The organism is Pseudoduganella sp. GW821-FHT12E03, from assembly GCF_058807115.1.
In genome coordinates this window covers 162,642-175,659 of record NZ_JBXAQJ010000002.1, presented here as the reverse complement: position 1 = coordinate 175,659, position 13,018 = coordinate 162,642, and the positions used below count along the sequence as shown (strand labels likewise).

Sequence of the window (13,018 nt, the reverse complement as noted above, 5' to 3'; positions counted from 1 at the left end):
CGGGAGTTCCAATGCAAACGTCTTCTTCCAACACCGCCGTCATCGTCACCGGCGGCGCCTCCGGCATCGGCCTCGCTTGCGCGCAAGCGCTGGCGCAGGCCGGCCGTCCCGTCGCGCTGTGGGATATCAATGGCGGCGCGGCCGTCGAACAGGCCGCCGCCATCGAGCGCGATTACAAGGTGCGCGCCATCGGCGTCGGCATCGACCTCGCCAATGCCGACGCGCTGCCCGCCGCGCTGGACACCACCCGCGCCGCGTTGCCCGCCATCGGCGGCCTGGTCCACGCGGCCGGCATGGTGGATATGGGTTCCATCGATGGCCTCACGCCAGCCAATTGGGACCGGGTCATGAACGTCAACCTGCGCCCGCTGGCCTTGCTGGTGCGCGCGCTGCATGCCGACCTGAAAGCCAACCCCGGTTCCGCCATCGTCGGCATCGCCTCCATCAACGCCACCCTGGGCAACGCCGTCAACCCGATTTACAGCGCTTCGAAAGGCGGCATGCTGTCGCTGGTGCGCTCGCTGGCGGATGCGCTGGGGCGCGACGGCATCCGCATCAACAGCATTTCGCCGGGCCAGATCCTGACCCCGATGATCAAGCCGGTGGTCGACCATTTGCCGGCGGGCGCCTTCGAGCGCCGCATCCTGCTGTCGCGCCTGGGCCGCCCGGACGAAGTGGGCAAGGTGGCGCGCTTCCTGCTGTCCGATGAGGCCAGCTATATCACGGCGGCGGAAATCGTCGTCGACGGCGGCAACCTGTCGTCGCAGCGCATGTGAAGGAGGACACGATGACCCAGCCATTGATTGCAGTCGTCACGGGCGCCTCGCGCGGCGCCGGCAAAGGCATCGCGCTGGCGCTGGCCGCGCAGGGCGCCACCGTGTATGTCACCGGCCGTTCGCAGCAGGAAGGCGACGCCGCCCTGCCCGGCACCATCCACGCCACCGCTGCGGACGTAACAAAGGCGGGCGGCACCGGCATCGCGGTCGCGTGCGACCACGCCGATGATGCGCAGGTGGCCGCGCTGTTCGCGCGGGTGCAACGCGAACACGGCAAGCTCGATATCCTCGTCAATAACGCCACCTTCCTGCACGACCGCCTGATCGACAAGGGCCCGTTCTGGGAAAAGCCGCTGGCGCTGGTCGATATCCTCGACGTCGGCCTGCGGTCCGGCTACGTGGCCAGCCACTACGCGGCGCCACTGCTGATCGCATCAAGCAAGGGGTTGATCGTGTTCACGTCGTCGTTCGGCGCCAGCTGCTACATGCACGGCCCCGCCTATGGCGCGCAAAAATCCGGCATCGACAAATTCGCCCGGGACATGGCGGTCGACTTGCGCCCCCATAACGTGGCGTGCGTGTCGCTGTGGATGGGGCCATTGAAGACCGAGCGCACCAAGGCCGTGTGGCAGCGCGAACCCGATAAATATGCGGCATTCGAACCGATGGCGGAAAGCCCGCAGTTCACCGGCATGGTGATAGCAAAGCTGCACGGCGATCCGCAGCGGATGGACAAATCAGGCCAGGTGCTGATCGGCGCGGAGCTGGCGGAAACCTATGGCATCCGCGACCTCGATGGCAAGCAGCCGCCGTCGCACCGCGCCATGCTGGGCGGGCCGGCGCCGGGACACCCGGCGATCGTCGAATAGGCGGAATCAGGCGCTTAGCGCACCGGCCGGACGGGGATCGCCGGCGCGGGCGTGGCGCCGCGCGGTTTTTTGTTCATACATGCGCTGGTCCGCCAGCGCCACCATGGCGTCCTTCGACGCCGCTTCCATGGCGATGGCCCAGCCCACGCTGGCGCCGGCCTGCGGAAATCCTTCCGCCCGCAACGACTGGTCCAGCACTTGCAGCGCCGCAAGCAAGTCCGTCACATCGGCTTGGCGCGCCAATACGGTGAATTCATCGCCACCCAGGCGAAACACCGACACGCCCTCGCCCGCCAGCCGCGCCAGCCCTTGGGCAAAGGCGCGCAGCAGCGCATCGCCGCGCGGATGCCCGTGGCGGTCGTTGACGGCCTTCAGGCCGTCGAGGTCGATCAACAGCACCGCCAATTCGTCGCGCTGCGCATCGAAGCGCTGCGCCAGGTGTTCATCGAATGCATGGCGGTTGTAAATGCCCGTCAAATGGTCGGTTTGGGCCTGGATGATGGAATGGTTCAAGCGCTTGAGCGCCTGGTCCTTTTCCACCGCCAGCTGGCGCAGCTTGTGGGCCAGCGCGAACGCCAGCAGTATGGCGTCGAGCGTGCCGCCCAATAAGGTCAGCAATTCCGGGTTGTCCACCGGCGGCGGCACCAGTCCCAGGTTGCTCGGCAAGATCAGGCAGGCCGGCACCAGCAGCGCAATAAACGCCAGCACGAAATAGCGCGCCGGCCGGTTCCCTGCCCGGACACAGGCAATGCCGCTGACCAGCGCGAGCGTCAGCCAGGTACTGATGGCGACCGTGGCGAGGAATGGCGCATACGGCAACGCCAGCACCACGCTGGGCAACAGCAACAGCGGCAAGACGTAGTTGATACGGCTGAGGCGCGCCAGCCGGGGGAAGTGCCGGCGCAATTGCAGGAACTCCACATAGAACACGGTATTGGGAATCGGCAGCAGGAAGAATGGCACATACAGCCAACGCATGTCGTGCCAGCCCAGTATCTGCGCCGGTAGCAGGAATTCCTGCGACCAGGCGACCATGTACAGCAACAGGTACAACGCGTAAAACAGGGTTGCGCGGTCCGGCTTCATCAGGTGCACGAACAGGTTGAACAGCGCCAGCGCGGCCAATGCGCCCAGCGCGCCGAGGATCAGCGTGTTTTCAACGGCAACCAGGCGCCGGTATGCCCGTTCCGGATACAGGCGCACGGCGGGCGGCGCACGGTAGAACGGGCTGTCCGTGTGGATCACGATGACGGCGCTGGCGCCCGGCGCCAGGCGGAAGCGCTGGCCATAGTGCAGACCATACTGGTAATCGCCCCGATAGCCGCCGGCAAATTGCTGGATCGTGCCGTCGCTGGCATAAATGCGCGCATCCACCCGCTCGATCATGACACTGCCCGGCACCAGTACCCAGTCCTGTTCAGCACTGTCATTGCGGACGTGCGCCACCAGCCAGTAGGCGCCGCCAAACTGGCTGACTTGCGGTGCTTGATGAAGGGACTGGCGCCAGCGTTCAATAGCGGCGGCATCGGCCGGGAACACGGCTGGGGATGCGCGGGGGGCCGCCGTATAAATCGCGCCGCCCCGCTGCATCAGGTCGGCGCCGCTGACGATTGCCGGGGCAGCCGATACCGGTTGCTGTACACAGGCCAGCAACAGGACCAGCAGGAAGCGGCACAAGATCATCATGGAAGCACGGGCCATAAGCCATCCCGCCTGCCGTCGCCACACTGCCTTGCAACGGTGACAATGCCAGTTTATTAACAGCGGGCCGGCTGATCACATAACGTTTCCGATGATACCAGATGGCTTGCGGATTGATATCAACAACGCCGCTATGCCGCGCCGGCGTGCAGTACGCGCGGCATTCCCTCCGCGATCGACAGCATCGCGCAAGACGTCACTGCGCAGCGCGTTGCGCTGATCTTCCACACGCCATCTTCACGGCGGTAGGCATCGTGATAAAACGCGCCCAATTGCGTGACCGTCTGTTTGACGGTGTCGATTTGCTGGTAATGCAGGCTCCACGTGCCGTGCGCATGGTCCGCATCGATGATGGCGATGTCGGGATTGGCGCCATGGTGCATTTCCACGATATGCGGATGGCAGCCCAGTTGCGTGAACAGTTGCACCAGGCCATCGCGGTCCGTGAAACGCCCCAGTGCGCCATAATCGATGTCCACCGGCCCGGATACAAAACACTCGCGCATGGCGTCCGGATTCTTGCTGTCGCAACTGTGGAAATAGCGCGCCTTCAACTGGCGGATGGCTTCCACCGCTTCCAGGCGGGCAATGCGCGCCGCGAGCTCCATTGCGCGTTCCATTTATGCCGCCTCCCAGGTCGGGCGGCGCACCAGGTACTGGCTGGTTGGCACCACGTCAATCTTGTCGAAATCAATAAAGCGGCTGCACGAATCCATCATCGCGTCGAGGTTGCGCTTGAATTTGTCGGTGTCGCCGATGGCATTGAAAAACGCGTGCATATCCGTCATGGCCGCCTGCGGGAAGCATTCCTCGACGATCGCGGAATAGCGGGGCGCGCCATAGGTCAGCGGACGCACCACGAAATTCTGAACGTACTGGAAGTTATCCTGCGTATCGATCGCCACCTGGGTATGGTGCCCGTGCCAGATATCGAGCCACGCGCCCGGCGTCAGGCGCGGCGGCACGCTGAGAAAGGCCAGTTGAGAGAAACCGGCGGTGCGCTCGCCCTCGCCGGCCGGATAGCGGGTATTTTTGATGGGCTCCGATTCCGACACCAGGTAGGCGGCCATGTGGCTGACCACGGCCGCCACCGCTTCATCAAACGGTTTGCGGAAGGCCGTGTTGGCACTGTCCAGCCAGACCGAGATGGCGCCGGAAATGGCGGGCTGGGTCTGGGCCTGGCGCAGCGACGCGGCAGGCAGCACCGCTTCGTCGCACACATTGGCTTGCACGCCGCGCGCGCCCAGCGCCAGCAGTTGCCGCGCCAGTTCGCCACGCACCGTGGCGGCGAAGGTTTCCACGCTGGTGCGCGGGTCGCGCCACAGCGCGTAGATCACTTTTTCCATGATGCCTTCCTCGGAGTTGCTGATGCAAAGTTTATGCGGAGCGCATTGCGCCAGGGAGCTGGATGCCGCGTTCGCGCGCCATGGTCAGCGCGGTGTCTTCAATCATGTCTTCCTGTCCGCCGACCATGCCGCGCCGGCCCATTTCCACCAGGATGTCGCGCGCCGGCACGCCGTAGCGCTGTTCCGCGCGCTTGGCAAACAACAGGAACGAGCCATACACGCCAGCAAACCCCAGGGTCAGCGCGTCGCGGTCGATGCGGATCGGGAAATCCATCATCGGCACCACCAGGTCTTCCGCCGCATCCTGGATCTTGTACAGGTCCACACCGGTTTCAATCCCCAGGCGTTTGCACACGGCCACCAGCACTTCCATCGGCGTATTGCCCGCGCCGGCGCCCAGTCCTGCGGCCGCCGCATCGATGCGGTTGGCGCCGTATTCGATCGCGGTCAGCGAATTGGCGACGCCCATCGCCAGGTTGTGGTGGGCATGGAAGCCGAGTTCCGTTTCCGGCTTCAGTTTTTCGCGCAGCAGTCCGATACGGCGCTTGACGTCTTCGGTCAGCATGGTGCCGGCGGAGTCCGTGCAATAGATACAATTGGCGCCATAGCTTTCCATCAGCTTCGCCTGCTCCACCAGCTTTTCCGGCGACGCCATGTGCACCATCATCAGGAAGCCGACCGTATCCATGCCCAGCTTGCGCGCGTGGGCAATGTGCTGCTGCGACACATCGGCTTCCGTGCAGTGGGTGGCGACACGGATGGTGGACACGCCCAGTTCATGGGCCATGCGCAAATGGTCGACCGTGCCGATGCCCGGCAACAGCAGCGCCGACACCTTGGCGCGCTTCATCAGCGGAATCACGGCGCCGAGGTATTCCTCGTCGCTGTGCACCGGGAAGCCGTAATTGACGGACGAACCGCCCAGGCCGTCGCCGTGCGTGACTTCGATCAGCGGCATGCCCGCCTCATCGAGCGCCTGCGCCACGGTCGTCATTTGCTGCAAGGTCATTTGATGGCGCTTCGGATGCATGCCGTCGCGCAGTGTCATGTCATGCAAGGTAATGGATTTCATGCCGCCTCCCGCAGGATCGATTGTGCATACAGTTCCGCCGTGCGGGCAGCGGCGGCCGTCATGATGTCGAGGTTGCCCGCGTATTTCGGCAGGTAGTCGCCCAGCCCTTCCACTTCCAGGAACACCGACACGCGCTGGCCGTCGAACACCGGACCATTGACCAGGCGATAGCCCGGCACGTATTGCTGCACTTCGGCGATCATGGCGTGGATCGACGCGGTGATGGCGTCCACCTGCGGTTCCCCTTCCACCAGGCAGTGCACGGTGTCGCGCATGATCATCGGCGGTTCCGCCGGGTTAATGACGATGATGGCCTTGCCCTTCCTGGCACCACCAACCTGTTCCACGGCGGCGGCCGTGGTGCGGGTGAATTCATCGATATTGGCGCGGGTGCCGGGACCGACCGAGCGCGACGACGCGGTGGCCACGATTTCCGCATAGCCCACCGCCTGCACACGCGACACGGCGGCGACCATCGGTATCGTGGCCTGGCCGCCGCACGTCACCATGTTGACATTGAGCGCATTGGCGCCCGGCTCCGCCCGCAGGTAGTTGAGCAGGTTGACCGGCGGCACGCAGAACGGGCCGATGGCGGCCGGCGTCAGGTCGATCATCATCACGCCCAGCGCATTGAGCTTGCGGGAATTTTCCGCGTGCACGTAGGCCGAGGTGGCGTCGAACGCGATCTGGATGCCGTCTTCCTTCACGTGCGGCAGCAAGCCATCCACGCCTTGCGCCGTGGTTTTCAGGCCCAGGTCCGCGGCACGCTGCAAGCCTTCGGACGCGGCGTCGATACCGACCATCCAGACCGGCTCCAGCCACGGACTGCGGCGCAATTTATACAGCAAGTCGGTGCCGATATTGCCCGGCCCGATCAGTGCACATCTGATTTTCTTCATGGTGGTTCCCGAGGTTCAAAAAAACTATACGAACGACACGGCACAGGAGCCGATGCCTTCGATGCACACCGAAAGCGCATCGCCCGCCTGGACCGGGACCAGCACCGCCAGCGAACCCGATAAAATCGGTTCCCCCGCTTCCAGCGCGATGCCGCGCCGGCCCAGTTCATTGGCCAGCCACGCCACCGCTTCGGCCGGATGGCCCAGCGCGGCGGCGCCGACACCGGTGGCGACGGTCTCACCGTTCTTGGTGATCGTCATGGCGCACGCCGCCAGGTCCAGCCCCTGCGGTGCCACCCGCTCCGCGCCGATGGCGAACACGCCGCACGACGCGTTGTCCGCCACCGTGTCGGCAATCCGGATGCGCCAGTCCTGTACCCGCGAGTCGACGATTTCAAAACAGGCCGCCACGCTGCGGGTGGCGTCCAGGACTTGCCGCGCCGTGACACCGGGGCCTTGCAAGCGCTCCTTGAGGAAGAAGGCGATTTCACCTTCCGCGCGGGGCTGGATCAGCATATCTGCCGGAATCGCCGCGCCATCCGCATACGCCATGCCGGACAACAGGATGCCGAAGTCCGGCTGGCGCACATCGAGCATGTCTTGCACAGCCTTGCTGGTGACGCCGATTTTCTTGCCGATCACGGTTTCACCCTGGCCGATGCGGCGCGCCACCATGCGCTGCTGGATGCGGTAAGCGTCGTCGATGGTGAGCGCGTTGTTCTCACTGGGCGGCGGCAACGGGGTGCGGGTTTGCCAGGCTTCATACAGCCGGTCGCCTAGCGCGTCTAATTGCTGGTTGCTGATCATTTTTCATTCCTTGCGTTTGGTGCCGGCGTATCGTTACAGCCCGGACTGGCGCGCGGCGTCAGGGGTGTAATCCGACGCCTTCAGTTCACCGGTATTGATACGGGCCGCCTTCGGTTGCTGGTTGGTCAGCCGGTCCGCCATGTACGCGCCCGACACCAGGTCGTGATAGACCGTGACGCGGGCGTGGTAAGCCTGCAATTCATACGCATACACCAGGTTCACCATCGCCACGCGCCACAGTTCACCGCGCGCATCGTAGTGGTCCGCCATCACGGCGTTCCACGTGTCTTCATCGACATACATGACGCGGCGCGCATACAGGTGGCGCATGCCGGTCTTGACCTTGCCTTCCAGGACCCACACGCGGTGCAACTCATAGCGCATCAGATCGGGATTCAAATGGCCCTTGGCCAGCATGGTGTCGTACTTGACGCTGGTATCGTCCAGGCGGTTGGCGTGGTACGGGATAAACATTTCGCGCTTGCCGACGATCTTCCAGTCATAGCGTTCCGGCGAACCGTTGAACAGGCGGTCTTCATCGATGGTGTGGAAACCGCCGGGGCCGAACGGCTGGTCAAAGCCGAATTCCGGCGCCTGGCGCACGCGGCGCGTGCCCGGGTTGTAGCTCCAGGTCTGGCGCGGGTGGTTGGCAAAGTCATTGGTTTCAAAACCCACGTTGATGGTGCCCTTTTCGCGTTCCGGCAAGATCGTGTTGGTCAGGAAGTAGTTCGACGGGCCACCGGCGCCACGGTCCAGCACCGCCTTGCGCTCCATGGTCAGGTTGTTGAACATGGCCATCATGCGGTAATTGGTGCGGCCCCACGCCTTGTTGCCATCCGGGTAAACCACCGCCTGGTCGTAGATCGCGATTTCATTGTTGGCGCGGTACACGGTCTGCGTATTCCAGAACAGTTCCAGGCCGGATTTCGGCAGCGGGAAGGCGGGACCGGCAAAGGCGCCCGTCAGGGTCAGGCCACCGTTGGCCAGCGCCGCGTTGGCGGCGTTCTCCTTCACGTTGGCGGCCACCTTGTCCGGATAGCGGAAATCGCGGTGGCTTGGGTACACCGGGATGCGGAACGTGGTCGGATAGCGTTTGAACAGGGCTTTCTGGCCATCGCTGAGACGCTCGGCATACTGCGCCATGTTTTGCGCGGTGATGATGTACAGCGGCTTTTCGTTGGGATACGGATCAGGATGGACGCTGCCGGTACCCTGGAAATGCACGCCCTGCGGCACGCCCAGCCACTTGCCGGCATATTGGGGAATGCTGCCATCCTTGTTGCCTTCTTTTTCCGCGCCCATCGGGGTCAGTGTGGTGCCCAGTGCCTTGATTTCTTCCGCCGTGGCGGCATGGGCCACGTAAGGCATGGTGGCAACGATTGCAACCGCGCACAGCGCGAATGATTTGAACTTGCTATACATGACGATCTCCCGGCTTAAAAGCGATACTTGACGTTGAAGCTCAGATAATTGCGGTCGCCCAAAGGACGCAAGGCCGCGTCGGCCCCGCCCAGGAAGGCGTTATAGGCGGCCCCCACTTCCAGGTTGCTCAGGTAGCGGAACGTGACGCCCACGCTGAGGCGCTTGTCGCCCTTGCCGGTCAGCGCGCCGAACGACCCCGCCACGGCCGGCACGCCGCGCACCAGGTGCTGGAACGTGATCGGCATGTCCATGTCCCAGCCGCCGAACACGTTCTGGTAGCTGAGCGTCGGGCCGACCACGTAGCCCCACGACGAGCGGGTCGCGGCCAGCTGGCTGTATTGGGTGCCGGCGATGGTCAGCGCCTCGACGCTGCTGACTCTATGCACGCCCACTTCCGCCACCAGGATCATGGAATCGGCCAGCGGCGTTTTTTCCATCGCCTTGATGGCGGAAATCTGGCCCTGCCACGACGCCGAGCGCGACGCGGTCGGACCGGCGGGCGTGTTGACCAGCACCGGGGCGCCGCTGCGGTGGCTCAGTTCACCGGCCAGGCTGATGCCGGCAACCTGCGTCGAGAACGTGGCGCCGGTCAGGTGGATGCCATCGAAGTATTTGACCTGGTACGTCGTCGGCAGAAACTGGTACGCGGGCGGCAACGCGGCCGACGTGATGGCCGGGATGCCTGCCTGCGGCAAGCCCGGATACAGGGTGGCGATGCCGAAGTTCATTTGCACGCTGGGGTTCTTGTCGTGGTAGCGCAGGTAGTACAGGCCCAGCTCGGTACCGGCGGCCGGGCGGAAGCGCGCACCGACACCGAACTGGCCACGGTCGGCGGGACGGATATCCGGGCCGCGCATGGCCGCCAGCACCATCGGCAAGCCCGGCAAGGCGGCCGTGGCGGGATTGGCCAGCAGCGGATTGGCCATCGTATAAATGCGGTCCGCGCCGGGACCGATCATGTCGGCATAGCTGAAGTACGTGCCGGCCGGGGAGACTTCGGTGGGTTTGTATTTGTACTGGTAGTACGCCATCACGCTCAGCGACGGCGTGAGGGCCCACTGCGCGGACACCTGGCCGGTCGGCAGCAGGATATCCTTGACTTCCGCGCCCGCCACATTGGACTTGGTGGCGTCCGCCGGGGCCTGGGCGCCGGCGATGTTCGGGAAGTACAGCGCCTCCCCCCACTGCACCACTTGCTGGCCCACACGCAGGTTCAGCTTGGTGTCGCCCGGCGTAAAGGCGCCGTAAGCGTAGACGTCCAGCATGCGGGCGCGGCGGCCCGCGTAATCGCGTGCGCCTTCGGTGAACGATTGCGGATCGCCCCCGCGGTTGACGGTGGCTGGCGCGTTGTTGTCGTTGCGGCGGTTGTAGACGTTGTCATAGAACATGCTGGCGCGCGCAAACAAGCCCAGGTTCTGGTATTTCAAGTCGCCTTCCAGCAGGGCGCTGAAGCGGTTTTCAATCAGGCTGTGGCGTTTAAAATTGCGGTCGCCGTCGTCGGCATTGATGGTCGACGGCAGCCCTGCCGCGCCAACCGGACCATTGACCAGCGCCGCGCTGGGCGCCTTGGTGCGCATGGCAATGCCGTAGTTGACGGTGGCGTTGAAATCCAGCGTGGCTTCCTCGCCCAGGTTGATGGTGGGAGCGGCCAGCGCCGGTGCGCAAGCGGCCAGCATGGCTGCCTGGGCGATCAGGCGCAGCTTCCCTGGCGGCACTGCTCGGGTCATCCCTCGGGTCATTCGTTTCATGCTCTGTCTCCTCGTTGTTTTCACGTTGTTTTCATCTAAGGTGGTGCAGCATGGGATTCAGTGTCGATTTTTGGCGGGCCGCCAACATCGGCTGAATGGACTAGTTCAGTTGCGCGGAAACCGGTTGACGCCGAATCCGTAGGGTGGTTTCCGCGCAGCGGAAGCCGCCATGCATGCGCCGCCGTGCTGCATGCATGGCGGCTTTGCCTCCGGCAAAACCGCCCTACGTTTGAGCATTGGCGGCGGCCAGGAAGGCGGGACGTTCGCCACCGCCATCGAGCACCAGGTTGCTGCCGCTGGCATAGGCCGCGGCGGGCGAGGCCAGGTACAGGCAGGCGGACGCGATTTCTTCCGGCCGCGCCAGGCGGCCCATGGGAATCGTTGCGCCGATTGCCCGCAAGCCCGCTTCGTCGCCATAGTGCTGCAGCGCTTCTTCCGTTCGCACCAGACCGGGACTGACCGCGGCGACCCGGACCCGGGGCGCCCACTCGACCGCCAGCGAACGCACCAGGTTCACGATGCCCGCCTTGGCCGCGCCATAGGCCGCTGTGCCGGGCGATGGCCGCAGCGCACTGACGCTGCCGATAAACAGGATCACGCCGCCCCGCTCCCGCATGTGGCCATAGGCGCGCTGCGCCAGCAGCAATGGCGCGGTGAGGTTCAGGGCGATGATCGATGCGGACAGGCGCGGCGAGGCATCGCCGGCCATCACGTGCGGGCTGCCGCCGGCATTGTTGACAAGGATGTCCAGCCGGCCGTGGCGCTGCGCGATGCCGTCCACCATGGCGGCCGCCTGTTCCGCGTCGCGCACGTCGGCGGCGATAAATGTGGCTTCTCTGCCCCCGTCCGCTATGGGCAGATCGGGTTCCTTGCGGCCGCAGACGTAGACTGTCGCGCCCTGTTGCAAAAAGGCGAAAGCAATCGCACGGCCGATGCCGCGCGTGCCGCCGGTGACCAGTACCACCTGGCCGGAATAGTCGAATAAAGGTTCCATGTGCAGCTCTCCCTGAAAGTTCCGATGGTAGGAAAATCCGGGGCCGCCGTCTTAGTCTGAAGGGACGATGCCCCGCATATCACCTTGCGCGACGATGGGGCTCACCTATGGCAAACGGAGCATTTCATGACATCAGATTCCCCGATTCCGGTCGGCCGCCACGTGCAATTGCCGGGCGGGTTGACTTTGCACTACCACGAGGAAGGCAGCGGCAATATCCCCGTGGTTTTCCTACACGGCAGCGGCCCCGGCGCCAGCGGCTACAGCAATTTCAAGCACAACTACCCGGTGTTCGCAGCCTGTGGCCATCGCGTTATCGTGCCGGACTTGCCCGGGTATGGCTTGTCATCGAAGCCTGCCGATGCGGAGTATGTGCTCGATTATTTCGTTTGCGCGCTGCGCGAACTGTTGCAGGCGCTCGACATCCGCCGCTGCATCCTGGTCGGCAATTCGCTGGGCGGCGCCATCGCCATCAAGTACGCGCTGGATTTTCCATCCGACGTGGTGAAACTGGTGCTGATGGCGCCGGGCGGCGTGGAAGAACGCGAAACGTACTTTGCAATGGAAGGTATCCGGCAAATGGTGAAACTGTTTGCCGGCCGCCAGCTCGACGAGCCCAATATGCGCGGCCTGATGTCGCTGCTGGTGGACGATCCCGCCCACATCACCGATGCACTGATTGCCGAACGCCTGCCGATCGCCGACAGCCAGCCAACCACGGTGCTGTCCACCATGCGCGTGCCAAACATGACGGAACGCCTGCGCGACCTGGCTTGCCCGGTACTGGCGTTCTGGGGCACGGGCGACCGTTTCAATCCAGTCTCCGGCGTCCATAAGCTGCTCGACCACTGCGCGGACGCGCGCTGCCTGTTGCTGAACCGCTGCGGCCACTGGGTCATGGTGGAACACCGCGAGGTATTCAATCGTGAATGCCTGGCTTTTTTTGAGGAGGGATCATGATCAAGGACATGATGCGGCAAATGCTGCAGGGGATTACCGTCAGTGTGCCGGCGGCGCAAGTCGACGCCGGGGTACGCGCTTACCTACACAGCTGGCGCAGCGGCGACGCCGTGGCGCGCGCCAGCCTGTTTGCCGATGACGTGGTGCTGGAAGACCCGGTCGGCGCCGCGCCCATCGAAGGCAAGGCGGCGCTGCTGGCGTTCTGGGCGCGGGCCGAGGGGCCGCATGCGACGTTCGAACCGGAGCTGGTGCGGCTGACGGTGTGCGGCGACGAAGCGGTGGCGGTGTTCAACCTGACGGTGGAATATGCGGGTGCCGGCAGTGCTGTGCTGCGGATTATCGACAACTTCCAGTTTGATGCACAGGGCAAGATCAGGCGGCTGCGGGCGTTTTGGGATACCCACTCCGTGGAATAAATTTCGTA

General features: G+C 64.3%; 13 protein-coding genes. 4 read left to right on the top strand and 9 right to left on the bottom strand.

The window, feature by feature from the left end; translation table 11 throughout:
* The first annotated feature begins 11 nt into the window (after nt 1-11).
* Nucleotides 12-776 (top strand): SDR family NAD(P)-dependent oxidoreductase, encoded by a 765-nt coding sequence (locus AC1RRC_RS04585; protein WP_493054079.1) that lies wholly within the window; start codon nt 12-14, stop codon nt 774-776.
* Nucleotides 777-787: 11 nt separating this feature from the next.
* A complete protein-coding gene (locus tag AC1RRC_RS04580; protein WP_493054078.1) occupies nt 788-1,645 on the top strand; it encodes an SDR family NAD(P)-dependent oxidoreductase in 858 nt (285 codons plus the stop codon).
* Nucleotides 1,646-1,651: 6 nt separating this feature from the next.
* Here AC1RRC_RS04580 and AC1RRC_RS04575 read toward each other — a convergent pair whose 3' ends face one another.
* From AC1RRC_RS04575 to AC1RRC_RS04535, 9 genes are all read right to left on the bottom strand, one after another.
* A complete protein-coding gene (locus tag AC1RRC_RS04575; protein ID WP_493054077.1) occupies nt 1,652-3,346 on the bottom strand; it encodes a diguanylate cyclase domain-containing protein in 1,695 nt (564 codons plus the stop codon).
* A 131-nt stretch (nt 3,347-3,477) separates the two neighbouring features.
* Nucleotides 3,478-3,966, bottom strand: a complete 489-nt coding sequence (locus AC1RRC_RS04570) for a nuclear transport factor 2 family protein (RefSeq protein ID WP_493054076.1) — start codon at nt 3,964-3,966, stop codon at nt 3,478-3,480.
* Nucleotides 3,967-4,692 carry an EthD domain-containing protein gene (locus AC1RRC_RS04565; RefSeq protein ID WP_493054075.1) on the bottom strand — a complete coding sequence of 242 codons (726 nt, stop codon included), beginning with the start codon at nt 4,690-4,692 and terminating at the stop codon, nt 3,967-3,969. It abuts the gene before it with no gap.
* Nucleotides 4,693-4,723: 31 nt separating this feature from the next.
* Nucleotides 4,724-5,764: a 4-hydroxy-2-oxovalerate aldolase gene (gene dmpG, locus AC1RRC_RS04560; RefSeq protein WP_493054074.1), complete on the bottom strand. Its 1,041-nt coding sequence runs from the start codon at nt 5,762-5,764 to the stop codon at nt 4,724-4,726.
* The gene (locus AC1RRC_RS04555) at nt 5,761-6,663 is read right to left on the bottom strand and encodes an acetaldehyde dehydrogenase (acetylating) (protein ID WP_493054073.1); all 903 of its coding nucleotides are present in this window, start codon (nt 6,661-6,663) and stop codon (nt 5,761-5,763) included. Before AC1RRC_RS04555 ends, dmpG begins: the two co-directional genes overlap by 4 nt.
* Nucleotides 6,664-6,687: 24 nt before the next feature.
* Nucleotides 6,688-7,470: a fumarylacetoacetate hydrolase family protein gene (locus AC1RRC_RS04550; protein WP_493054072.1), complete on the bottom strand. Its 783-nt coding sequence runs from the start codon at nt 7,468-7,470 to the stop codon at nt 6,688-6,690.
* Nucleotides 7,471-7,503: 33 nt separating this feature from the next.
* A complete protein-coding gene (locus AC1RRC_RS04545) occupies nt 7,504-8,892 on the bottom strand; it encodes a DUF1329 domain-containing protein (RefSeq protein WP_493054071.1) in 1,389 nt (462 codons plus the stop codon).
* Nucleotides 8,893-8,906: 14 nt separating this feature from the next.
* Entirely contained in the window at nt 8,907-10,640 is a 1,734-nt protein-coding gene (locus AC1RRC_RS04540) for a DUF1302 domain-containing protein (protein ID WP_493054070.1), read from the bottom strand.
* A gap of 223 nt (nt 10,641-10,863) precedes the next feature.
* Nucleotides 10,864-11,634, bottom strand: a complete 771-nt coding sequence (locus tag AC1RRC_RS04535) for an SDR family oxidoreductase (RefSeq protein ID WP_493054069.1) — start codon at nt 11,632-11,634, stop codon at nt 10,864-10,866.
* Between the two features lie 126 nt (nt 11,635-11,760).
* Here AC1RRC_RS04535 and AC1RRC_RS04530 point away from each other — a divergent pair, with 126 nt between their 5' ends.
* Both AC1RRC_RS04530 and AC1RRC_RS04525 read left to right on the top strand, forming a co-directional pair.
* A complete protein-coding gene (locus AC1RRC_RS04530) occupies nt 11,761-12,594 on the top strand; it encodes an alpha/beta fold hydrolase (protein WP_493054068.1) in 834 nt (277 codons plus the stop codon).
* Nucleotides 12,591-13,010, top strand: a complete 420-nt coding sequence (locus tag AC1RRC_RS04525; RefSeq protein ID WP_493054067.1) for a nuclear transport factor 2 family protein — start codon at nt 12,591-12,593, stop codon at nt 13,008-13,010. The genes AC1RRC_RS04530 and AC1RRC_RS04525 overlap by 4 nt, the downstream gene beginning before the upstream one ends.
* Nucleotides 13,011-13,018: the final 8 nt, after the last annotated feature.